This window comes from Streptosporangium oxazolinicum (assembly GCF_039537505.1).
Lineage (GTDB): Bacteria > Actinomycetota > Actinomycetes > Streptosporangiales > Streptosporangiaceae > Streptosporangium > Streptosporangium oxazolinicum.
This window is the reverse complement of the sequence record NZ_BAABAQ010000007.1, coordinates 13,646-36,336: the sequence shown is the minus strand read 5'-3', so window position 1 is coordinate 36,336 and position 22,691 is coordinate 13,646. Positions and strand designations below refer to the sequence as shown.

Below are 22,691 nucleotides of genomic sequence, written 5' to 3'. Positions count from 1 at the left end.
CGCCGGACCGACCGATCGTTCAGAATCAATGTCGCCAGGTCATGCCCCAGACCCTACAACCACCGCGTCCCCCACGTCCTCCCCTTTTTTCCGGCCCTTTTCAGAGTCAGAATTCGTCGTGCCCGGAGACCTGGCCGATCGGGAAGATGTGCCGGTTCGCGGCGCAGATGGTCTCCAGGACGTGAACGGGCGTGTCGTCGTCGGAGTAACCCGCGCGCAGGACCTGGACGACCCACTCCCCCGGTTCGAGCTCCAGGGTCTCGTACTCGAAGGACGTCGGCGGGCGGGCCGTCAGGTTCTCCTCGGCGTGACCGAAGGTGTGGCCGAGGGCGATCAGCGCCGACTGGAGTGACGGTTCGACGAACCCGGGCTCGGCGAGGCGGGTCCCCCCGAACAGGTCCGCCCGGAAGTAACTGGTGGCGACGCGCACCGGGATGCCGTCGGCCGTCATCATCTTCCGGCGGGCGATCACCTCGGCGCCCGGTTCGACGCGCAGGCAGGCGGCCACCTGTTCACCGGCCGGTTCCGGGCCCACGTAGAGCATTCTGCGGCCCGGCGTGACGCCCTGCCTCTCCGCCTCGGCGAGGAACAGGGACGCGGAGGCCCGCACGGCGGGGTCGGTCGGCAGCGTCCGCCGCACCAGGACCCTCGGCGCGCGGACCGCGGGCCCCTCGGGGGCGCGTGCCGCCGGTCCCTTCCTCATCTGGGAGATGCGGCCCGGGGACACGCCCAGGCGGGTCCCTATGTCCTCCAGACTCATCCCGGAGTCACGGGCCTCGGCGATCGCCTGGCGGCGCATCTTCGCCGCCTCCGCGACAAGCTCCTGCTCGTCGGTCATGAGACGGCTCAGAATCCGCGCCCGCTCGATAGGGTCGCTCAGCTTGGAAACGTCGTGCAGCGTCTTCAGGTCCATCGGGGGGCCGCCTCCTCGCGCTCGACACCACCGGGCATTTTAGCCCCCCTATTCCGGCGCTACGACAATGCCCGTCCCGGTGAGCCGGAAAAGCCGTCACCCGCACCCGTCCCGGGACTCGGACCCTTTACTCCGAAAGAGGATCCGTGGTCAATGGGCACCCTGGCCTGGAGATCACACCACGCCGACCGTCAAATCAGTTGCCGACGCCGCACCCGGGTGCGGAAACTGAATGGTCGCCCGTATCACGCGGGTGGCGGTGATCCGACGGGGCACCCACCGGGAGCGGTGGCGCGGGTGAGACCGGCTGAGAGGGGATGGCGTTCCGGCCTGCCATGCCCCGGACGGCTCTCACCCCGTCAGAACACCATGAGGAGCGTGCCGCCCACCGATGCCCCCTGACACCGGACCCACCACAGCCAGTGCCAACAACGCCGACACCCCTGCCGCCGACACAGCGCCCCCGACGCCCCCGACGCCCCTGACGCCCCCGACATCCCCGGCCTCGCGGCCCCTCCCCGCGCGCCGTGCCAGGGCGGGCTCCCTGTGGCGGTTGAAGTCCTACCTCCGCCCGTACGTCACCCGCCTGGTCGCCATCTGGGTGCTGTCCTTCGCCGCGGTCGCGATCGGCATCACCATCCCGCTGATCGGCAGGGAGATCATCGACGGCCCCGTCGCCCGGGGCGACACCGGGGCCGTGCCTCCCCTCGCGCTGCTCGCCCTGGGGCTGGGCGTGACCGAGGCGCTGCTCGTCTTCCTGAGACGGTGGCTGCTGGCCGCCGCCGTCCTGGGCCTGGAGACCAGGATCCGCGACGACCTCTACGGCCACCTGCAGCGGCTGCCGATGGGGTTCCACGCCTCCTGGCAGTCGGGCCAGCTGCTGTCCCGGGCGACGACCGACCTGTCGACGATCCGGCGCTTCCTCGGCTTCGGCCTGCTCTTCCTCGTCCTGACCACCGTCCAGATCGCGACGGTGACCGGGCTGCTGCTGCACATGTACTGGCCGCTCGGGCTGCTGGTCGTCGTCTCGGCGGTACCGATCGTATTCACCACCCTGCGCTTCAAGCGCGAGTACATCACCATCTCCCGCCGGGTCCAGGACGAGCAGGGCGACCTCGCCACGGTCGTCGAGGAGTCGGCGGCCGGCATCCGTACGATCAAGGCGTTCGGCCGCGGCCCGTACGTCTCCGGGATCTTCGAGAAAGAGGCGCTGAAGGTCTACGGGACCTCGATGGAGAAGGTCCGTCTGTCGGCCAGGTTCTTCACCTTCCTCGAGGTGATCCCGAACATCACCCTCGCGCTCGTGCTGCTGCTCGGCGCCCTGGCGGTCGGCTCCGGCACGCTGACGCTGGGCACGCTGGTGGCCTTCGCCACCCTGATGCTGCAGCTGGTCTGGCCCGTCTCCGCGCTCGGTTTCATCCTGACGATGGGCCAGGAGGCGATGACCGCGGCGGACCGGGTGATGGAGGTGCTCGACACCGAACCGGAGATCGTCGGGGGTACCGGCGTGATCGAACGGCCCCGGGGGCACCTGCGCTTCGAGGGGGCGGGCTTCACCTTCCCCGGCGACGGGAGACCGGTGCTCCGCGACGTCTGGCTGGAGGTGCGGCCTGGAGAGACGGTGGCGGTCGTGGGCGCGACGGGTTCCGGCAAGACCACGCTGACCTCCCTGGTGCCGCGGCTGCACGACGTCGGCGCGGGCCGGGTCACGATCGACGGGGTCGACGTCCGCGACCTGCCGCTGCCCACGCTGCGCTCGATGGTCGCCACGGCCTTCGAGGAACCGACGCTGTTCTCGATGAGCGTCAGGGAGAACCTCACGCTGGGGCGGCACGACGCGAGCGAGGAGGAGATCGCGGAGGCGCTGCGGATCGCCCAGGCCGGGTTCGTCCACGCGCTGCCGTGGGGGCTGGAGACCCGGATCGGCGAGCAGGGCATGTCCCTGTCCGGTGGCCAGCGCCAGCGGCTCGCGCTGGCGCGCGCGGTTCTCAGCCGTCCCAGGATCCTCGTGCTGGACGACACCCTGTCGGCCCTGGACGTCGAGACCGAGGCCCTGGTGGAGGAGGCGCTCCGGCACGTGCTGCGCGAGGCGACCGGGATCGTCGTCGCCCACCGGGCCTCCACCGTGCTCCTCGCCGACAGGGTGGCCCTGCTGCTCGACGGCACGATCGCGCACGTCGGCGAGCACCACGAGCTCATGGCGAACGTGCCCGAGTACCGCGCGCTGCTGTCGGCGGACCCGGACATCGAGGAGGCGCGACTGTGAGCGTGACCGAACCGTCCACCGGGCCTTCCGGACACACCGAAACCACCGGACCCGCCACCGGACCTTCCGGACCCACCGGACCCTCCAGACCTTCAGGCCCCGCCGTCACGGATCCCTCCGGCGCCGAGGCCGTGAACGGGTCCCGGGAGTGGCGGGGGGTCGCGGCGGAGAACCAGGACGAGCTGTCGGCGCAGGTGTCGTTCCTGCTGCGCGACAGGTCCAGGCGGCTGCTCGGCGATCTGCTGCGCCCGTACCGCGGGGAGATCGTCCTGCTCGTCGCGATCATCGTGACCTGCAACGTCGCCTCGCTCTCCATCCCCTACCTGGTCAAGGTGGGCATCGACGCGGGCATCCCGCCGATGGTGGCGGGCGCGGGACCACGAACGCTGATGACGGTCGTCGCGGCGATCCTGGCGGCGGCGGCGATCCAACTGGTGACCCGGCGGATTTTCCTCAGGATGGCCGGGCGCATCGGCCAGAACATCCTGCTGGAGCTGCGGCGGCGGGTGTTCGGCCACTTCCAGAGGCTGTCGCTGTCGTTCCACGAGGACTACACCTCCGGCCGGGTCGTCTCCCGGCTCACCTCCGACATCGACGCCATCTCCGAGATGCTGCAGTCGGGTTTCGACGACCTCGTCACCGCCGTACTGACACTGTTCGGCACGGCGGTCCTGCTGCTCGTCCTGGACGTCCACCTCGCTGTGGTCGCGCTGCTGCCGCTGCCGGTCCTGGTGGTGTTCACCGGCTGGTTCCGGCGGCAGTCGAGCATCGTCTACCGCAGGACCCGGGAGACCGTGGCCCTGGTGATCGTGCACTTCGTGGAGTCGATGGCCGGCATGCGCGCGGTGCAGGCGTTCCGCGGGGAGCCGCGCAACCAGGAGATCTTCTCCCAGCTGAACACCGACTACCGCGACGCCAACCGGCGGAGCATGCACCTGATCGCGATCTTCTCGCCGGGTGTCAAGCTGATCGGGAACGTGACGATCGCGGCCGTCCTCCTCTACGGGGGCACGCTGGCGATCCAGGGCGAGGTCACGGTGGGCGTGCTGGCCGCCTTCCTGCTCTACCTGCGCCAGTTCTACGAGCCGATGCAGGAGATCTCGCAATTTTATAACACGTTCCAGTCCGCCGGAGCCGCGTTGGAGAAGCTCTCCGGTGTGCTGCAGGAGCGTCCCGTGGTGGCCGAACCCGGCGACCCGGTGACGCTGGAGCGGCCACGCGGGAGGATCGAGTTCCAGGGCGTGGAGTTCTCCTACCTGGACGGCGTCGCGGTGCTGCCCCGGCTGGACCTGGTGGTCCCCACCGGGCAGACCGTGGCGCTGGTCGGCACCACCGGGGCGGGCAAGACCACGCTGGCCAAGCTGGTCTCCAGGTTCTACGACCCGGTGGCCGGGCGGGTGCTGCTGGACGGGGTCGACCTGCGCGACCTCGGCGAGGAGTCGCGGCACGCCGCGGTGGTCCTGGTCACCCAGGAGAACTTCCTGTTCAGCGGGTCGGTGGCGGACAACATCAGGTTCGGACGGCCGGGCGCGAGCATGGCCGACGTCGTGGCGGCGGCCCGCTCGATCGGTGCCGACGCGTTCGTCTCCGCGCTTCCCGAGGGGTACGACACCCAGGTCGGCAAGCACGGCGGCCGGTTGTCGGCCGGGCAGCGGCAGCTGGTGGCGTTCGCCAGGGCGTTCCTGGCCGACCCGGCGGTGCTGATCCTCGACGAGGCGACGTCCAGCCTGGACGTCTCCAGCGAGCGGCTGGTGCAGCGGGCGATGCGGACGATCCTGGCGGAGCGGACGGCTCTGATCATCGCGCACCGCCTGTCGACCGTCGAGATCGCCGACCGGGTGCTGGTGATGGACGGCGGCAGGATCGTGGAGGACGGCCCGCCCGGTGAGCTCGCCGGGCGGGCGGGCCGCTACGCCGACCTGCACCGCGCCTGGCTCGACAGCATCTCCGACCACCGCGACGTCCCCGGCTGACCCACCCCGGCGTCCGGAATCCGGCGCGCGATTTACGACGGACCCTGAACCCCGCGAACGGTGCCCGCGTATCTCAGGACGGAACGGCACGAATGGTCCTTCCCACCCGCAGGAAAGGGGCAGTGATTTCGATGAGCACCCGGCGGTCGCGCAAACGACGGTCCCTGACCGCCACCTTGCTGGTCTCCGCCATACTGACCGCCGGGTGCTCGTCAGCGGCCGTGACCGCCGGAACCCCCGTCCAGGCGGTGGGACTGGCCGGTGATCGGGCCGACGCGGACGTCCGTTTCTCCCAGGAGATGATTCCGCACCACCGCCAGACGATCCAGCTCGCCGACCTGGTGGCGGGCCGGAGCGAGAACCCGTACGTGCGCGACCTGGCCGCGAAGATCAAGAAGAAGGAGTCCGCCGACATCGACCTGATGTCCGGCTGGCTGCGGTCGTGGAAGGTCGAGGTACCGGCGGAGGGCGACCACGCCGCGCACAACATGCCCGGCATGCTGTCCGCCACCCAGCTCTCCTCCCTGGAGGGACGGTCGGGCGCCTCCTTCGACAAGCTGTGGCTGAGCGTGCTGGGCAAGCACCTCAACAGCGGTGTCCAGATGGCCAAGGTCGCGATCGCGCTGGGCAGGCACCGGCCCACCACCCAGCTGGCGGAGAAGATGGTCAGCGAGCAGCGCGCCCAGATCACCGAGATCGGCAAGAAGCTCGCCTGAGTCGACTCGGCGTCCACTCTGGGTCCACGCGGAGTCCACTCCTGGTCGTCGTTCACTCGAACGGCGAACCGCCCGGGAACGACCCGCCATCCGTGGGTACGAGGCCCCTCAAAAGGGGCATAAGCGCGAGGCGCAACCGGGTCGCGGTGATGGCGGTGACGCCGAACGGCGCCCGGTGTGCGAGCAGAGCGGCGGCAGACCGCCCGATCCCCCGCTGGAGGTCTCATGAGCACGCCCGGAAGGCGCCCTGTCCTCGCGGACTCCGTCCGGATCACCGAGGACGCCGTGGAGATACTCGACCGCCGTGTCTATCCCTTCGAGCACCGCTGGGTGCGCTGTGCCACCAGCGAGGACGTCGCGGTGGCCATCGAGCGGATGGTCACGCAGAGCACCGGCCCCTCGTTCGCGGCGACCACCGGGATGACACTGGCAGCCCGTGAGGCGCGGGGCGAGCCGCCGGGCCTGGCGGCGGCGCGGCTGCGCAAGGCGGGCGACCGGCTCATCGCGACCCGGCCCACGAACAACCACATCCGCGACGCCGTCGAGGCCGTCCTGGCCGCCACGGTGGACGGGCCGCTGCCCGAGGCGTACGGGGACGAACTGGTGGAGGCCGTGACCCGGGCGGCGGCCGAGCACGACGCGGCCTACCTGGCGAGCAGCGCGGCCATGGGCAGGCACGCGGCGGCACTGCTCGACGACGGCGACCGCGTCCTCACCCACTGCTGGGCGGACACCTACCTGATAGCCACCGTCGAGGCCGCGCAGGAGGCGGGCAAGCGGCTGGAGTTCGTCTGCACCGAGACCCGGCCCTACCTTCAGGGGGCACGGCTGACCGCGCCGACGCTGGTGGAGATGGGCTACCGGCCCACCCTCATCACCGACGGCATGGTCGCCTCGGTGCTGTCCGACGGGCTCGCCGACGTGGCACTGACCGCGGCGGACCGGGTGACGATGGACGGGCACGTGGTGAACAAGGTCGGCACGCTCGGGGTGGCGCTGGCCGCCCGCGCCTTCGACGTCCCGTACTACGTGGTGATCCCGGCACCCGATCCGCGGGCTCCGGGGATCGACGACGTCGTCATCGAGCGGCGCGACGGCGACGAGGTCCTGCACGTCCTGGGGAGGCGCACCGCGGGCGAGGGCGTGACCGGCCACTACCCCGCCTTCGACGCCACGCCGCCGCACCTGGTGACGCGGATCGTGACCGAGCACGGCGCCTACCCCGCCGAGCGCGTGTCGGAGCACTTCGGACCCGTGGGCCGTTCCGGGTCACCGAACGGCATCGCCCGCGCGTGACGGACGGAGGCGGTGCCCCTGCCGCACACGGCGCGAAGGCCCCCTCACCGAGGCGAGGGGGCCTTCGCGCGTACGGCGCGCCGGAGGACGCCGCCGGGATCAGCTGGCGGTGCCGGCGGTCTCCTGCTCCGCGGCGCGGCGCCTCTCCTCTTCCTCGATCGCCTCGACCGTCTCGTTGTCGCGGTCACGGCGGTACTCGCGGACAGAGTAGGCGATGGCCGCGGCCCAGATGACGGCGATGGTGATGTAGGCGAAGGTCTGGACACCGCTGGAGGCGTCGATCCAGTCGCTGCGCAGCAGGGTCCGGACGTTGGTCAGGACGATGACACCGCCGACGGCGGAGCCCAGGATGCGCGGCGGGATGTGGCGGACCAGCCAGGCGGCGATGGGGGCGGCGATGACGCCTCCGATCAGCAGGACGGCGACCCAGGAGAAGTTGATGTTCTCGGAGCCGATGCCGACGAAGAAGCCGATGCTGGCGGCGACGGCGACCAGGAACTCGCTGGCGTCGATGGAACCGATCACCTTGCGCGGCGCCAGACGTCCGCTGGCGAGGATCGCCGGGGTGCCGACCGGGCCCCAGCCACCGCCACCGGTGGCGTCGACGAATCCGCCGACCAGACCGAGGGGGGTGAGGAAGCGCTTGCGCAGCGGCTTGCCCAGGTTGCCGCGCGGGAGGCCGAAGGCCGTGAAGCGGATCAGGACGTAGAGGCCCAGCACGAGCAGGATGGTCGACATGACCGGGGCCGCGACCTCGGTGGAGAGGCCGGACAGGAAGGTCGCTCCCGCGAACGCGCCGACGGCGCCGGGGATACCGATCTTGGCGACGACTTTCCAGTCGATGTTGTTGAAACGCCAGTGGGAGACGCCGGAGGCGAGGGTGGTGCCGATCTCGGCGAGGTGAACGGTGGCCGAGGCGGCAGCGGGGTTGGTGCCGATGGCCAGGAGCAGCGTCGTCGAGGTGACACCGTAGGCCATGCCGAGGCTGCCGTCGACGAGCTGTGCCGCGAAGCCGACCAGGCCTAAGAGGATGAGCGCACGCACAACGCCCCCCTTCCTGTTTTTCCTACTCTGTTGATAGGAATTATGGTGATTGAATGCCAAGGCGACGTCAAGTCACGTTTCGAGCAAGGCGTCTCAAGGTATGGGAATCTTCATCCCACATGCGGGGTCAGGCCCTGCGTCGCCTGCCCGCCTCGGCCACCGGCGACAGGAGGGCGGCCAGGCTGACGGTGTCGACGATGGCGCTGATGGAGGTTTCGATGTTCAGCCACACGGTACGCAACCGCACCGCCTCCCCGAAGTACGCCACGTCGCCGGTCGGCAGCCCCCGCACCGAGGTCAGCTCGCCCGCGACGGCGCGCAGGACGTCTCCGACCGAGATGTCGACGGGCGGCCGGGTGAGCGTGAAGCCGCCCTCGTGCCCCCGCTGGGCGAAGACGAGGTCGGCGCGGCGCAGATCGGTCAGGATGCCACGCAGAAAACTCGCCGGGATCTCCTGCGCCTGGGCCATCGTCTCCGACTTGACCGGGGCGGGATCGCTCAGCGCGATGACCAGCATCGCTCTTATGGCGTAGTCGCTCCGGGCCGTGATGTGCATCCGAAAGTCCCCCCGACGGTGCGCCTCTACCTCTGGCCGGTGGCCCCATGTGGGCTGGTCTCGATTAAATCTACTATCTCTATAGGTTAACTGTGAATTATTCTCGCGGTCAGGTATGCCCGCGAGAACCCCACCCATCCCTCCGTACGCGCGGACGCCCCCGCGTCAGAGGTCTCGCGCGGCACCTGGATCAGCCGCCTCCTGTCCTCGTTCGCACCCGGGTCTCCTGAGTCGTGAAAAAGGTCAGTGGCCGACCGAGTCGGAGTCGGTCGCGGCGGCCTCGCCCCGGTCGAGGGAGGACAGCTCCGCGACCTCCTCGGGGGTGAGGGTGAAGCCGAAGACGTCGGCGTTGGCCCGCATCCGCTCGGGGCTGGACGACTTCGGCACGGTGATCAGGCCGAGCTCGATGTGCCAGCGCAGCACGATCTGGGCGGGGGTCCTGCCGTGTCGCTCGGCGGCGGCCGTGACGACCGGCTGTTCCAGCAGGTCGCCTCCCTGCCCGAGGGGGCCCCAGGACTGGGTGGCGATCTCGTGCTTGGCGTCGTAGGCGCGGAGCTCGTCACGGGTGAAGAACGGGTTGAGCTGGATCTGGTTCACGTCGGGCACCACGCCGGTCTCGGCCAGCAGCCGGTCGAGGTGGGCCGGTTTGAAGTTCGACACGCCGATCGCCCGCACCCGGCCGTCCCGCAGCAGCTTGACCATGCCCTTCCACGCCTCCACGTAGCGGTCCTTGCGCGGCAGCGGCCAGTGGATCAGGTAGAGGTCGGCGTAGTCGAGGCCGAGCCGGTCCAGGCTGGCCTGGTACGCCTCCTGCGCGGCGTCGTATCCGTGCCACTCGCCGTTCAGCTTGGTGGTGACGAACAGCTCCTCCCTCGGCACTCCGCTCGCCCGCAGCCCGCGCCCCACCCCGACCTCGTTGCGGTACGCGTAGGCGGTGTCCACCAGCCGGTAGCCCATCTCGACGGCGTCGGCCACCGCGACCTCCGCCTCCTCGTCCGACATGGGCCAGGTGCCCAGGCCGATCTGCGGGATGTCCGCGCCGTTGACCAGCTTCACCGTGGGGATGTTCAGAACAGTCATGGTGGACAGCCTTCCACGGCGGCCCCGCCCGGCCCCCGCCGGGGAGCGGTCACGCCGGGCGCGCCGTCTCGGGGAGACGGTCGCGGACGAGGAACGTCCCGGCCAGAGCCGCCAGGGCGAGGACGACGAGGACGATCCCGTAGTACGTGGTGAGCTCGGTGAGGGACAGATGGCCCGCGGCGATCCCGGCGGCGGTGGCGGGGATGCTCATGGCGAGGTAGCTGACGATGTAGAAGGCGGCCATCAGCCCGGCCCGCTCGTGCGGGGCCGCGGCCGGGAGCAGGGTGCGCGCGGCGCCCTGGAAACCCGTGCCGAAGCCCAGCCCGGCGACAACCGTACCCGTGAAGAACAGCACTCCCGAGCCGGTGTTCACGCCGAGCAGCGTCACGATCACCCCGAGGGCCAGGAGCACGGAGGCGACGCGCATGGTGCGCAGGGCGGGAACCGCCCGCATGGCGAGGATCGCGACGGTTCCGCTGAAGGTCAGCGCGAAGACCAGCAGCCCGCCCACCAGGATCGACGTCGAGCCGGTGACGCCGCGGGCCAGGGACGGCCCCAGGGACAGGTAGAACCCGCCGAGCGCCCACCCGGCCACGGTGATCGGGGTGACCATCAGCAGGACCCTGCGTGCCCCGGCGGGCACGCTGACGTGCGGGCGCAGCGAGGCCAGCGCGCCCGCCCGGCGACCGGCGGACTCGGGCAGGAGGAGGATCGCGACGCCCTGCAGCACGAACGCGACGATGAGGACGACGAACACCGTCCGCGTCGGCGCGGGCAGGTACTGCACGAACAGGCTCGATCCCAGGCCGCCCGCCGCCAGGCCCAGGGCGGGGGCCACGCTGTTGATCAGCGGGCCGCGTGTCCGGTCGGCGTCCAGCAGACCCGCTCCCAGCGCCCCGCTCGCGGCCCCGGTGGCGAAGCCCTGCAGGACGCGCGCGACCACCAGGGCGGGCACCCCGTCGGCGGAGGCGAAGATCGCCATCGCGACCGTTTCGAGCGCGATCGCCCCGAGGATCACCGGGCGGCGCCCGACGTGGTCCGACAGGGAACCGACGGTGAGCAGGGCCATCAGCAGGCTGACGGCGTAGACGGCGAAGATCGCGGTCAGGACGCTGGAGGAGAATCCCCAGTACCCCTGGTACACCGCGTACAGCGGGGTGGGCGCGCTGGCGGCGGCCATGAACGTCGTCAGGGTCAGCGCCAGGAGCACCGAGGCCGCGCCGGTCCCCAGGCGGGCCCGCCGGGCGGGGGACGCGGGAGAGACAGCGGACACAGAGGACGCGGGGGATACGGAGGACGTGGAGGGCATGGGGACTCCAGGGCTTTAAAGCAAAGGTTTTGCGTTAGCAACGTACACACCCGGAACCACTGAAGCAAATATTTTGCGTTAAGATCGGCCCATGGGTACGAGGCAGGCGGTTCGCACCGGGGGCCGGAGCGCGCGGGTGCAGCAGGCCGTCCACGACGCGGTCCGGCACCTCCTGACCGAGCGCGACCGCGCCGACCTGACCGTGCCCCTGGTGGCCGCCCGCGCGGGCGTGACCCCCTCGACCGTCTACCGCAGGTGGGGTGACCTGCAGGAGCTGCTGGCCGACGTCGCCCTGCAGCACATGCGGCCCGACGGTCCCCCGGCCGACCTCGGGAACCTGCGGGACGACCTCGCGGCGTGGGCCGAGGAGTGGCTGGAGGAGATGTCCTCCCCCACCGGCCGCGCGGTCGCCCGCGACGTGGTCGCCGGCGACGGCGACGGCAGGAGCACCGGGCAGTGCTGCGCGTACACCAGCGGTCAGATCGAGGCCATCCTCACCCGCGCCGCCGGGCGCGGCGAGGACGTGCCCGCGCTGGACGCGGTGCTGGACCACGTGCTCGCGCCGATGATGTACCGGGTCCTGTTCATCAGCGACTCCCTCGCGCCCGGATACGGCCGCGCCCTGGTCGGCACCCTGCTTGGCCCCCGATGACGGTTGAGTAGGGGGCTACTCAGGCATCCCATGCCCCGCGCGGCCCATCATCGCCGTACCGGGCGAAGGAGCCGTTCACGACAAGGTACGAACCCCTCTGAGGCGCGTCCCGTCCCGGTGGAGAACCAGCATCCCTCTCCCCGGTAAGGAAGTGGTCATGGAGGAGGCGCCCACGCTGCGCGTGCGACTGGAGAAGAGGTCCGCGGGCGGGCACCGGGTGACCCTGGAGGTGCCGCACCGCGACCCGGGACGGCGGTGGAGCGCGTCCTGGCCCGCCCGGCTGTTCGGCGTACCGGACGAGGGGACAGCGGCCGGTGAGCTCCCCGAGGACGGGTTCACCGTGCCGGGCGAGGTCCTGCGCGCGGTCGGCGAGGCGCTGGAGGCGGGCGGGAGCGACGGGAACCCCCGGCTCTGGCTCGACGTCCGGCAGCCGCGCGGCCACCTGCACCTGCTTCCCTGGGAACGGCTGCTGTCGGTGTCGCTGGCCAGGACCGTCCTGCGCACGCCGTATCTCACGCCGCGCCCGCCGGTGCCCGGCGACCGGCCGAGGGTGGTGCTCTGCGCCGGTGGCCCCCTGTTCGCGCCCGACCTGGCGGACCTCGCCGAGCAGTGGCACGACGGCACCGGCCACCGGGCGAGCGTGCATGTGTTCACCGGCCGGGAGTGCGCGGGGCGGGTACGCGGGCTCGCGGCGGCCCGTCCCGGCATCGTGGTCCACGACCCTCCGGTGGCCCTGGCCCCACGTCCCGGTGACCCGTGGCTCAACTGGATCGGGGCGGCACTGGCGGGAAGGCCCGCGGACGTGATCCACTTCGTGGGCGCGGGCCGGCTCACCGGTGACCGTGGCGAGCTGGTGTTCCCCGGCTCCCCGGCGGGCGACGGCGTGACACGCACCGTGGACGGGGCACGGCTCGCGCGGTTCGCCATCGACGTGGGCGCCTGGTTCCTGGCCCTGACGTCGCCGCCGTCCGCCGGTTCCCCCACCGGGCTCGTCGGGCTGGCCGACACCGTCGCCCGGACGCGGCCCGCGACGGTGCTGGTGCACGACCTCGGCCTGGACCGTACCGGCGAGTTCCCCGGCATCCTGAAGATGATTTTCCAGGGCGACGCCCCCGGCGGACCCGCCCCCGCGGTCACCTGCTGGGCGCGTCCCGAGGGCCACTCGGCGAAAAAAGCGGAAATGGAGGAAATGGGGGCAGGGCATTCGGCACCGGTCCACTCCACGGCCCGGCGAGGAACCTGAGCACGAGGCCGTGCCCTTTTCGGTTTTCCGCACCTCCGCCCGTTTCCACAGGTGAAACACGATTGGCCATGTGATGTCCGCCATAAAACAAGCGACACACGTGACAAAGCATATTTTGGGTAACTCTTCAAGGATTGATGACTGAACTTCGTTTTGTCAGGCTCTACGTCGTACGGTCCTGACCGGGGAGACAGGGCGGTGCCTTGTGAGAGACCGGAGGGGTCTGTCGTGCTCGTCCCGCTCGCGGCGCCGGTGGCGCCGATCGCCGCACACCAACTGCTGATCTTCTTACTCCAGGTCGGGCTGCTCCTGCTGCTCGCCCTCGTCTTCGGCCGCCTCGCCCGGCGGCTCGGCATGCCCGCCGTCGTCGGCGAGCTGTTCGTCGGCGTGCTCCTGGGCCCGTCGTTCCTCGCGCACGTCGCGCCGGGGCTGTCCACCTGGCTGTTCCCGCAGGAAAGCGCCCAGTTCCACCTGCTCGACGCGGTGGGGCAGATCGGCGTGCTGCTGCTCGTCGGCATCACCGGCATCCACATGGACATGGGGCTGATCCGGCGCCGGGGCGCCACGGCCGCCGGTGTCAGCGCCGGTGGGCTGCTGGTGCCGCTCGCGTTCGGCGTCGGCGCCGGCTTCCTGCTCCCGGCCACGCTCATTCCCGCCGGAACGGAGCCTCTGGTCTTCGCGCTCTTCCTCGGCGTCGCGATGTGCGTCAGCGCCATCCCGGTCATCGCCAAGACCCTCATGGACATGGGGCTGCTCCACCGCAACGTCGGGCAGCTCACGCTCGCCGCGGGAATGATCGACGACGCGTTCGGCTGGTTCATGCTGTCGATCGTGTCGGCCATGGCCACCACCGGCCTGCGCGCCGGGAACGTGCTGATCTCGCTCGCCTGCCTGCTGGCGGTCGTGGTCTTCGCGCTCACCCTGGGCCGCCCGCTGGTACGGCACGCGTTCCGGCTCACCTCCCGGGGCGAGGACCCCGGCTCGTCCGTCGCGACCGCGGCCGTACTGCTTCTGCTCTCCGCCGCCGCCACGCACGCGATGGGGCTGGAGGCCATCTTCGGCGCCTTCGTGTGCGGCATCCTGATCGGCTCCGCGGGCGGCGTCGACCCTGCGCGGCTCGCCCCGCTGCGCACGGTGGTGCTCTCCGGCTTCGCGCCGATCTTCTTCGCCACCGCCGGGCTGCGCATGGACCTGACGTCCCTGACCGACCCGATGATCCTGCTCGCCGGGCTCGGCATCCTGGCCGTCGCGATCATCGGCAAGTTCGTCGGGGCGTACGCGGGAGCGCGTGCCAGCAAGCTCAACCGGTGGGAGGCGCTCGCGCTGGGCGCGGGGCTCAACGCGCGGGGCGTGATCGAGGTGGTCGTGGCCATGGTGGGCCTGCGGCTGGGCATCCTCAGCGTCGAGGTGTACACGATCATCGTGCTGGTGGCGATCGTGACCTCGCTCATGGCACCGCCGATCCTGCGCTGGGCCATGGCGAGGGTGGAGCAGACCGCCGAGGAGGACCTGCGCGGGAACGAGCAGCTCGCCTGGGCGAGGCAGTCCCCGGCGAGCAGCTCGGACCCTCTGTAGCGGCGCCGTGGTACCGCGACGCGCGGTACCACGGTTCGCACAGCGGAGGCCCGCAAGCCGCGTGGACCGTACGGCGGTCCACGCGGCGGAGATTCGCGGCACGGCGGAGGGGCCGGGGGCGCGACGCCCTAAAAGGAGACCCGCGGGGATCGAACACGAGCCCACCCCTTCAGGGCTGGAAGCGGTATCCCATGCCGGGCTCGGTGAGCAGGTGGACCGGGCAGGCCGGGTCCCGTTCCAGCTTCTTGCGCATCTGGGCCATGTACTGGCGCAGGTAGTGGGTCTCCTTGAGGTACTTGGAACCCCAGACCTCCGTCAGCAGTTGCCGCTGGGTGATGAGCTTGCCGGGGTTGCGGATCAGGATCTCCAGCAGGTGCCACTCGGTGGGCGTGAGCCGCACGCCGTCGGAGACGGTCTTGTCGACCAGGTCCACGATCCGGTCGCCGATGCGGATCCGGGCGAGTTCCGCGTCGTGCAGCGCGGTGCGCCGGGAGACGGCCCGGATGCGGGCGAGGAGTTCGTCGATGCCGAACGGCTTGGTGACGTAGTCGTCGGCTCCGGCGTCCAGCGCGTCGATCTTGTCGGATCCTCCCGTACGGCCGGAGAGCACGATGATCGGGACGGTGGTCCAGCCGCGCAGGCCGTGGATGACGTCGATCCCGTCGAGGTCGGGCAGGCCGAGGTCGAGCACGACCAGGTCGGGGTGCCAGTCGGCGGCCTGCCGCAGGGCCCCGCCGCCGTCGGGGGCCACGGCCACGTCGTAGTGGCGCGCGGCGAGGTTGATGCGCAGGGCGCGCAGGAGCTGGGGCTCGTCGTCGACGACGAGGACGCGGGTCACGGTCGTTCCAGCGCGGGGCGCGAGCGGGAGAAACCAGGAAATGTCAGGATCATGGTCGTTCCCCCGCCGGACGCGCCCGAGGGCGGGAGGAAACGGGAAGTGTCAGGATCATGGTGAGGCCACCCCCTGGTGTCTCGTCCGGTAGCAGGGTTCCGGCCATCGCCTCGGCGAGCCCCCGGGAGAGCGCGAGGCCCAGGCCGACGCCGGTGTGGTTGTCGCGGTCGCCGAGCCGCTGGAAGGGCATGAAGACCCGGTCGTAGGCGTCGGGCGGGATGCCCGTACCTCGGTCGACGACACGGATCTCCACGTGGTCGCCGTACTCGCTGGCCGTGACGAGGACCTTCCGGCCCCCGGGGCTGTAGCGGACGGCGTTGGACATGAGGTTGACCAGGATCCGTTCCAGCAGCGCCTGGTCGGCGACGACCTCGGGCAGCTCGGCGGAGAGGTCCGTCTCGATCCGCCGGGACAGGTGGCCGAGGTCGTCGACGGCGCGCGGCACGACGTCCCCGAGCGCGGTCGGCTCCAGCGTCAGCCCGAGCACTCCCGCCTGCAGGCGGCTCATGTCGAGCAGGTTGGCGACCAGCCGGTCCAGCTTGGCCAGGGACTCGTCCGCGGTGGCGAGCAATTCCTCCCTGTCCCGTGGCGACCAGTCGATGCCGGTGTTGCGCAGGCTCTCCACGGCGGCCTTGGCCGAGGCGAGCGGGGTGCGCAGGTCGTGACTGACCGCGGCGAGCAGCGCGGTGCGCATCCTGTCGGCCTCGGCCAGCGGCCTGGCCCGCTCCGCCTCCGCCGCGAGCCGGTCCTGCCGCAGCGCCACCGCCGCCTCGGCGGCGAACGCCTCCAGCACCCGCCGGTCGGACGCCTCCAGCAGCCTGCCCCGGATGGCCAGGACGAGCCGCTCGTCGATGACCACGTCGGTGTCCGCGCCCCCCGGGCAGGTGCAGGGCGCGTCACCGGCGGTGGCCACGATCCGCCACGCCTCGGGGTCGGACTGGTCGTCGGGACCCGGGTCTCCGGCGCGTTCCAGCAGGGTGACCGAGGCCAGCCCGAAGGTCTCCCGCAGGCGGGCGAGCAGCGAGGCGAGCGCGTGCTCGCCACGGAGCACGTGCCCGGCCAGGGTGGAGAGGACCTCGGCGTCGGCGCGGGCGCGGGCCGCCTCCCGGGTACGGCGGGCGGCGACGTCCACGACCGCGCTCACCATCACGGCCACCAGCACGTAGACGCTCAGCGCGAACAGGTTCTCCGGGTCGGCGATGGTGAAGCGGTCGACCGGCGCCGTGAAGAAGTAGTTGAGCAGCAGGAAGCCGAGCACGGCGGCGGTGACGCCCGGCCACATGCCGCCCGCCAGGGCGACCACGACCACCATGAGCAGGAAGAGCAGGATGTCGCTCGGCAGGTTCACGTCGCCACGGAAGGGGTGCAGCGCCAGCGTCAGGAGCGGCAGCCCGAGGGTCGCGAGAAGCCAGCCCGCCACCCGGCGGGTGCGGGTCAGCGCGGCCCGCGACGGGGCACGGTCGCGCCCCCGCTTCACACCGTCGTGGGTGATCATGTGGACATCGATGGGCCCGGACCGCGCGGTCGTGGTCACCCCGACCCCCCGGGAGAGGATCTGGGCGAACCGGCCGCGCCGCGACGCCCCCAGCACCAGCTGGGTGGCGTTGACGCCGCGCGCGAAGTCCAGCAGGGCGCCCGGCACGTCGTCGCCGACGACCTGGTGGTAGGTGCCGCCCAGGTCCTCCACCAGCGTGCGCTGACGGGCCGTGCTCGCCGGGTCGGCCCCGGTCAGGCCGTCGGCGCGGGTGACGTGCACGGCCAGCAGGTCGGCCCCCTTGCTCCTGTCCGCGATCCTGGCGGCCCGCCGTACCAGCGTGTCGCCCTCCGGGCCGCCGGTCAGCGCGACGACGACGCGCTCGCGCGCCTCCCAGGTGCCCGCGATGCCGTGCTCGGCGCGGTAGCGGTCGAGCTGGTCGTCGACCTTGCCCGCCACCCACAGCAGCGCCAGCTCGCGCAGCGCGGTCAGGTTGCCGACCCTGAAGTAGTTCGACAGCGCCGCGTCGACCTTCTCCGGCGCGTACACGTTGCCGTGCGCCATCCGCCGCCGCAGCGCCTCCGGGGCCATGTCCACCAGCTCCACCTGGTCGGCGCGGCGCACCACCTCGTCGGGTACCGTCTCGCGCTGGACCACCCCGGTGATCTCCTCGACCACGTCGTTGAGCGACTCCAGGTGCTGGATGTTGACGGTGGAGATGACGTCGACGCCCGCGTCGAGGATCTCCTCGATGTCCTGCCAGCGTTTGGCGTTGCGCGAGCCCGGCACGTTGGTGTGGGCCAGTTCGTCGACCAGGGCGACCCTGGGCCTCCTGGCGATGACGGCGTCCACGTCCAGCTCGGTGAACGCGCTCCCCCGGTAGGCCGTGCTCCTGCGTGGGACGACCTCCAGGCCGTCGAGCAGCTCCGCGGTGCGGGGGCGGCCGTGGGTCTCGACGAGGCCCACGACGACGTCGGTGCCCCTCGCGAGGCGGCGGCGGCCCTCGCAGAGCATCATGTACGTCTTGCCGACGCCCGGGGCGGCCCCGAGGTAGACGCGCAGCCGCCCCCGCCCCCTGTTCACCGGTCGAGGGCCAGGTTGAGTTCGAGGACGTTCACCGCCGGTTCGCCCATGAAGCCGAGGGGGCGGCCGGTGGTGTTCGCCGCGATCAGCCGTCTCACCCTCTCCACGGGGACGCCGCGCTCCCTGGCCACCCGGGCCGCCTGGAGCTCGGCGTACGCGACGGAGATGTCCGGGTCGAGGCCGGAGCCGCTGGCGGTGACCGCGTCGGCGGGCACCACGGCCCTGGCCGTGCCGCGGACCGGGACGGTGCGCCCGGCCGCGTAGTCCTCGCCGGGCCGGGCGCACTCCACCGCGACCCCCTCGAAGGTGGCGACGAAGGGCCGGGCAGGGCAGACCTGGTTGACGCTGACGACCCGGGTGGGGGCGCCGACGGAGGGGAAGACCTTCAGCACGGCGCCGACGCCGTCGGGCGTGCAGTACGGCCGGGCGCCGCTCACCCCCTCCAGCTCCCCGACGGCCCTGGAGCGGGCGCAGACCTGGGTGAGCAGGCTCTGCCTGGCCCCCGGGACGTCCACGACGTCCTCGGGCCCGAGGTTGCTCGCGGCGGTGGCGAGCATGTCGTAGCCGTCACCGGCCACCGACGGCCTGCTCTGGAAGTAGCGGCCGACCGGCCTGCCGTCGGCGTCGGTGAAGCTCTGACCGACGATCGCGCTTCCCACGTCCCTGCCGTCCTTCTGGACGAGGGAGCCGTTCGCCCCGGTGGCGAACACGGTCTGGGCGATGCCGGTGACCACCAGCGGGTAGACGACCCCGGTGACCAGGGTGAGGACGAGCAGCGCGCGGAGCGCGGCGAGGTGCTGGCGGACCCAGCTGGGCAGGCGTTCCATTACGACATCCCCGGAAGGAACTGGATGAGCAGGTCTATCAGCTTGATGCCGGCGAAGGGCACGACGATGCCGCCCAGGCCGTAGACGTAGAGGTTGCGGCTGAGCAGCGTGGAGGCGCTGGAGGGGCGGTAGCGCACACCGCGCAGGGCGAGCGGGATCAGCGCCACGATGACGAGCGCGTTGAAGACGACCGCGGACAGGATCGCCGACTGCGGGCTGGACAGACGCATCACGTTCAGCGCGTCCAGGCCCGGGTAGACCGCCGCGAACATCGCGGGGATGATCGCGAAGTACTTGGCGACGTCGTTGGCGATCGAGAAGGTCGTCAGCGCGCCGCGGGTGATGAGCAGTTGCTTGCCGATCTCGACGATCTCGATGAGCTTGGTCGGGTTGGAGTCGAGGTCGACCATGTTTCCGGCCTCCTTGGCGGCCGAGGTGCCGGTGTTCATCGCCACCCCGACGTCGGCCTGCGCGAGCGCGGGCGCGTCGTTGGTGCCGTCGCCGGTCATCGCGACCAGCCTGCCGCCCTCCTGCTCCGACCTGATCAGGTCGAGCTTGTCCTCGGGCGTGGCCTCGGCGAGGAAGTCGTCCACCCCCGCCTCGTCGGCGATGGCCCTCGCCGTCAGCGGGTTGTCGCCCGTGATCATGACGGTGCGGATGCCCATCCTGCGCATCTCGTCGAAGCGCTCGCGCATGCCCTGCTTGACGACGTCCTTGAGGTGGACGACCCCCAGGACGCGCGCCTTGCCCTCGACCACCTCCCCGACGACCAGCGGGGTGCCGCCGGAGCCGGAGACGGCGTCCACGATGCCGCCGACCTCGTCGGTGGGGTGGCCGCCGTGCTCGCGGACCCACTTCATGACGGCGGTGGCGGCGCCCTTGCGGACCCGGCGGCCGTCGAGGTCGACGCCGCTCATCCGGGTCTGCGCGGTGAACCCGATCCACTCGGCGTGGGCGAGCTCTCCGGGCCCGCGCTCCCTGAGGCCGTACGCCTGCTTGGCGTAGACCACGATGGAGCGGCCCTCGGGGGTCTCGTCGGCGAGACTGGCCAGCTGCGCGGCCGTCGCCAGCTCGTCGGCGGAGACGCCGGGGGCGGTGAGGAACTCCGACGCCTGCCGGTTGCCCAGCGTGATGGTGCCGGTCTTGTCCAGCAGCAGGGTGTTGACGTCCCCGGCGGCCTCGACCGCCCGGCCGCTCATCGCGAGGACGTTGCGCTGGACCAGCCGGTCCATCCCCGCGATGCCGATCGCCGACAGCAGTGCCCCGATGGTGGTCGGGATGAGGCAGACCAGCAGCGCGACCAGTACGACGCCGGTGACGCCGTCCCCGGTCAGGGCGAGCGAGTCCGGCACCCCGGGGTTCTGGGCCTTGGCGTAGATCGCCAGCGGCTGCATGGTCGCGACGGCGACCAGGAAGATGATCGTCAGGGCGGCCAGCAGGATGTTGAGGGCGATCTCGTTGGGCGTCTTCTGCCGGGCGGCGCCCTCGACCAGGGCGATCATCCGGTCGATGAAGCTCTCGCCGGGCCGCTGGGTGATCTGGACGACGATCCGGTCGCTCAGCACCTTCGTGCCGCCGGTCACCGCCGACCTGTCGCCGCCCGACTCGCGGATGACCGGGGCGGACTCGCCGGTGATGGCCGACTCGTCCACCGAGGCGATGCCGTCGACCACGTCGCCGTCTCCGGGGATGATCTCCCCGGCCTCCACGACGACGAAATCGTCCCGCAGCAGTTCGGAGGCTCCGACGACGTCCCACTCGGTGGAGTCGCGTCCGCGCAGCCGCCGCGCCGTGGTGTCGCGCTTGGCGGCGCGCAGGGTCGCGGCCTGGGCCTTGCCGCGCCCCTCGGCGACGGCCTCGGCCAGGTTGGCGAAGATCACCGTCAGCCAGAGCCACACCACGGTGGCCCAGGCGAAAAAGGATGGTTCGAGTACGGCGAGCACCGTGGTGAAGGCCGCGCCGATCTCGACGATCAGCATCACCGGGTTGCGCCAGAGCGTGGCCGGGTTGAGCTTCCTGACCGCCTCGGGCAGCGAGGTGACCAGCTGCCGGGGATCGAGGAGGCCGCCGCCCACCTTTCCGTCCCCGGGGGCGGGGGTACGCGGCTGGGGGGACATCACTGGATTCCTTCCGCGAGCGGGCCGAGCGCCAGGGCGGGCAGGAAGGTCAGCGCGACGATGATCACCGTCACACCGACGACCATGCCGACGAACTGCGGGCGGTGCGTGGGCAGCGTGCCCGCGGACCCGGGCACCGGCGCCTGCCCGGCCAGGGATCCGGCCAGGGCGAGGACGAAGACGATCGGCAGGAAGCGGCCGAAGGCCATGCACAGGCCGAGGGCCACGTCGTACCACGGCGTGTTGACGGTGAGACCGCCGAACGCGGAGCCGTTGTTGTTGGACGCGCTGGTGAAGGCGTACAGCACCTCGGAGAAGCCGTGCGGGCCGCCGTTGAGCATGCTCGCCCGCTGTTGGGCCGAGCCCATCGCCAGCGCCGTGCCGGTCAGCACGAGCAGCGGCGTGACCAGGAAGTACATCGCGGCGAACTTGATCTCGCGGGAGCCGATCCGCTTGCCCAGGTACTCGGGGGTGCGGCCGACCATGAGCCCGGCCACGAAGACCGTGATCACGGCGAGGACGAGCATGCCGTACAGGCCCGCGCCCGCGCCGCCGGGGGCGACCTCGCCGAGCATCATGTTGAACATCGTGAGCATGCCGCCGAGCGCGGTGAACGAGTCGTGGAAGGAGTTGACCGCCCCGGTGGAGGTGAGCGTGGTGGCGGCGGCGAAGGTGCCGGAGTTGGGCACGCCGAAGCGCACCTCCTTGCCCTCCATCGCCGCGCCCACCGCCTGCGGGACCGTGCCGCCGTGGGCGACCTCCAGCCCGGTCAGCAGCGCGACGCTCGCCAGCGCCAGGGTCCCCATGATCGCGACGATCGCGTAGCCCTGCCGGGTGTCGCCGACCATGCGGCCGAACGTGCGGGGCAACGCGAACGGGATCAGGAAGATCGCGAAGATCTCGAACCAGTTGGTCCAGGCGGTGGCGTTCTCGAACGGGTGGGCCGAGTTCGTGTTGTAGAACCCGCCGCCGTTGGTGCCCAACTCCTTGATGATCTCCTGGCTCGCCACCGGGCCGCCGGTGATCGCCTGGGTGCCGCCGGTCAGGGTGGTCACCTCGTGCGGGGAGGTGAGGTTCTGGACCAGGCCGCCCGCCAGCAGCACGACCGCGCCGACGAGGGCGAGCGGCAGCAGGACGCGTACGGTGCCGCGGACCAGGTCCACCCAGAAGTTGCCGATCTCCTCGCTCCTCCTGCGGGCGAAGCCGCGGACCAGCGCGATCGCCACGGCCATGCCCACCGAGGCGGACACAAAGTTCTGCACCGCCAGGCCGGACATCTGCACCAGGTAGCCCATGGTCGACTCACCCGAGTACGCCTGCCAGTTGGTGTTGGTGACGAAGCTGACGGCGGTGTTCCAGGCGACGTGGTCGGGCACCGGGGCGAGGCCCAGCGACAGGAACAGCCTGTCCTGCAGCCGCTGCAGGCCGTAGAGGAACAGGATGGAGATCGCCGAGAACGCCAGCAGCGCGCGGGCGTAGACGCCCCACCGCTGCTCGGTGTCCGGCCGGACGCCGACGAGCCGGTAGATCACGCGCTCGGCGGCGAGGTGTCTCGTCCCGGTGTAGACGCGGTACATGTAGTCGCCCAGCGGCCGGTGGACCAGCGCGAGGGCGGCGACGAGGGACCCGATGAACAGGATCCCGGCCGTGGTCGAGGACATCATCGCGTGCGCTC

17 protein-coding genes are annotated in these 22,691 nt (G+C 71.3%); 7 read left to right on the top strand and 10 right to left on the bottom strand.

Annotation, left to right across the window (positions count from 1 at the left end; genetic code table 11):
- Positions 1-106: 106 nt before the first annotated feature.
- Positions 107-913 (bottom strand): GntR family transcriptional regulator, encoded by an 807-nt coding sequence (locus tag ABD817_RS19805; RefSeq protein WP_344919492.1) that lies wholly within the window; start codon positions 911-913, stop codon positions 107-109.
- 391 nt (positions 914-1,304) lie between these two features.
- On the opposite strand from ABD817_RS19805, the gene ABD817_RS19800 reads away from it, so the two are divergent.
- The 4 genes from ABD817_RS19800 (at position 1,305) to ABD817_RS19785 (ending at position 7,164) form a co-directional block, all read left to right on the top strand.
- Positions 1,305-3,179, top strand: coding sequence for an ABC transporter ATP-binding protein (locus ABD817_RS19800; RefSeq protein WP_344919490.1), 1,875 nt, complete (start codon positions 1,305-1,307; stop codon positions 3,177-3,179).
- Between the two features lie 131 nt (positions 3,180-3,310).
- Positions 3,311-5,152: an ABC transporter ATP-binding protein gene (locus ABD817_RS19795; protein WP_344919489.1), complete on the top strand. Its 1,842-nt coding sequence runs from the start codon at positions 3,311-3,313 to the stop codon at positions 5,150-5,152.
- Between the two features lie 131 nt (positions 5,153-5,283).
- Positions 5,284-5,868: a DUF305 domain-containing protein gene (locus ABD817_RS19790; protein WP_344919488.1), complete on the top strand. Its 585-nt coding sequence runs from the start codon at positions 5,284-5,286 to the stop codon at positions 5,866-5,868.
- Between the two features lie 225 nt (positions 5,869-6,093).
- A complete protein-coding gene (locus tag ABD817_RS19785; RefSeq protein ID WP_344919487.1) occupies positions 6,094-7,164 on the top strand; it encodes a s-methyl-5-thioribose-1-phosphate isomerase in 1,071 nt (356 codons plus the stop codon).
- A 99-nt stretch (positions 7,165-7,263) separates the two neighbouring features.
- Here ABD817_RS19785 and ABD817_RS19780 read toward each other — a convergent pair whose 3' ends face one another.
- The 4 genes from ABD817_RS19780 to ABD817_RS19765 form a co-directional block, all read right to left on the bottom strand.
- Positions 7,264-8,208 carry a sulfite exporter TauE/SafE family protein gene (locus tag ABD817_RS19780; RefSeq protein ID WP_344919485.1) on the bottom strand — a complete coding sequence of 315 codons (945 nt, stop codon included), beginning with the start codon at positions 8,206-8,208 and terminating at the stop codon, positions 7,264-7,266.
- A 127-nt stretch (positions 8,209-8,335) separates the two neighbouring features.
- Entirely contained in the window at positions 8,336-8,764 is a 429-nt protein-coding gene (locus ABD817_RS19775; RefSeq protein WP_344919484.1) for an RrF2 family transcriptional regulator, read from the bottom strand.
- Between the two features lie 243 nt (positions 8,765-9,007).
- Positions 9,008-9,844 (bottom strand): aldo/keto reductase, encoded by an 837-nt coding sequence (locus ABD817_RS19770; protein WP_344919483.1) that lies wholly within the window; start codon positions 9,842-9,844, stop codon positions 9,008-9,010.
- 49 nt (positions 9,845-9,893) lie between these two features.
- A complete protein-coding gene (locus ABD817_RS19765) occupies positions 9,894-11,153 on the bottom strand; it encodes an MFS transporter (protein WP_344919482.1) in 1,260 nt (419 codons plus the stop codon).
- A 91-nt stretch (positions 11,154-11,244) separates the two neighbouring features.
- Here ABD817_RS19765 and ABD817_RS19760 point away from each other — a divergent pair, with 91 nt between their 5' ends.
- The 3 genes from ABD817_RS19760 (at position 11,245) to ABD817_RS19750 (ending at position 14,623) form a co-directional block, all read left to right on the top strand.
- Complete coding sequence (locus tag ABD817_RS19760) at positions 11,245-11,805, top strand: TetR/AcrR family transcriptional regulator (protein WP_344919481.1); 561 nt, start codon at positions 11,245-11,247, stop codon at positions 11,803-11,805.
- Positions 11,806-11,962: 157 nt separating this feature from the next.
- On the top strand, positions 11,963-13,048 hold the full coding sequence (locus tag ABD817_RS19755; RefSeq protein WP_344919480.1) for a hypothetical protein: 1,086 nt from the start codon (positions 11,963-11,965) through the stop codon (positions 13,046-13,048).
- 228 nt (positions 13,049-13,276) lie between these two features.
- Positions 13,277-14,623, top strand: a complete 1,347-nt coding sequence (locus ABD817_RS19750) for a cation:proton antiporter (RefSeq protein ID WP_344919479.1) — start codon at positions 13,277-13,279, stop codon at positions 14,621-14,623.
- 169 nt (positions 14,624-14,792) lie between these two features.
- Here ABD817_RS19750 and ABD817_RS19745 read toward each other — a convergent pair whose 3' ends face one another.
- The 5 genes from ABD817_RS19745 to kdpA are packed head-to-tail and all read right to left on the bottom strand — an operon-like array spanning position 14,793 to position 22,677.
- Complete coding sequence (locus ABD817_RS19745) at positions 14,793-15,461, bottom strand: response regulator (RefSeq protein ID WP_344919478.1); 669 nt, start codon at positions 15,459-15,461, stop codon at positions 14,793-14,795.
- A 49-nt stretch (positions 15,462-15,510) separates the two neighbouring features.
- Positions 15,511-18,072 carry a DUF4118 domain-containing protein gene (locus ABD817_RS19740; protein ID WP_344919477.1) on the bottom strand — a complete coding sequence of 854 codons (2,562 nt, stop codon included), beginning with the start codon at positions 18,070-18,072 and terminating at the stop codon, positions 15,511-15,513.
- Positions 18,069-18,899, bottom strand: a complete 831-nt coding sequence (locus ABD817_RS19735; protein WP_344919476.1) for a potassium-transporting ATPase subunit C — start codon at positions 18,897-18,899, stop codon at positions 18,069-18,071. The genes ABD817_RS19740 and ABD817_RS19735 overlap by 4 nt, the downstream gene beginning before the upstream one ends.
- The gene (kdpB, locus tag ABD817_RS19730) at positions 18,899-21,016 is read right to left on the bottom strand and encodes a potassium-transporting ATPase subunit KdpB (protein ID WP_344919475.1); all 2,118 of its coding nucleotides are present in this window, start codon (positions 21,014-21,016) and stop codon (positions 18,899-18,901) included. Before kdpB ends, ABD817_RS19735 begins: the two co-directional genes overlap by 1 nt.
- The gene (kdpA, locus tag ABD817_RS19725; protein ID WP_344919819.1) at positions 21,016-22,677 is read right to left on the bottom strand and encodes a potassium-transporting ATPase subunit KdpA; all 1,662 of its coding nucleotides are present in this window, start codon (positions 22,675-22,677) and stop codon (positions 21,016-21,018) included. Before kdpA ends, kdpB begins: the two co-directional genes overlap by 1 nt.
- Positions 22,678-22,691 lie beyond the last annotated feature (14 nt).

Coding starts and splice junctions, on each gene's coding strand:
- ABD817_RS19770 (WP_344919483.1), bottom strand. CDS start 9,844: ATGACTGTTCTGAACATCCCCACGGTGAAGCTGGTCAACGGCGCGGAC.
- ABD817_RS19805 (WP_344919492.1), bottom strand. CDS start 913: ATGGACCTGAAGACGCTGCACGACGTTTCCAAGCTGAGCGACCCTATC.
- ABD817_RS19760 (WP_344919481.1), top strand. CDS start 11,245: ATGGGTACGAGGCAGGCGGTTCGCACCGGGGGCCGGAGCGCGCGGGTG.
- ABD817_RS19755 (WP_344919480.1), top strand. CDS start 11,963: ATGGAGGAGGCGCCCACGCTGCGCGTGCGACTGGAGAAGAGGTCCGCG.
- ABD817_RS19790 (WP_344919488.1), top strand. CDS start 5,284: ATGAGCACCCGGCGGTCGCGCAAACGACGGTCCCTGACCGCCACCTTG.
- ABD817_RS19775 (WP_344919484.1), bottom strand. CDS start 8,764: ATGCACATCACGGCCCGGAGCGACTACGCCATAAGAGCGATGCTGGTC.
- ABD817_RS19735 (WP_344919476.1), bottom strand. CDS start 18,899: ATGGAACGCCTGCCCAGCTGGGTCCGCCAGCACCTCGCCGCGCTCCGC.
- ABD817_RS19785 (WP_344919487.1), top strand. CDS start 6,094: ATGAGCACGCCCGGAAGGCGCCCTGTCCTCGCGGACTCCGTCCGGATC.
- ABD817_RS19765 (WP_344919482.1), bottom strand. CDS start 11,153: ATGCCCTCCACGTCCTCCGTATCCCCCGCGTCCTCTGTGTCCGCTGTC.
- kdpB (WP_344919475.1), bottom strand. CDS start 21,016: ATGTCCCCCCAGCCGCGTACCCCCGCCCCCGGGGACGGAAAGGTGGGC.
- ABD817_RS19800 (WP_344919490.1), top strand. CDS start 1,305: ATGCCCCCTGACACCGGACCCACCACAGCCAGTGCCAACAACGCCGAC.
- kdpA (WP_344919819.1), bottom strand. CDS start 22,677: ATGTCCTCGACCACGGCCGGGATCCTGTTCATCGGGTCCCTCGTCGCC.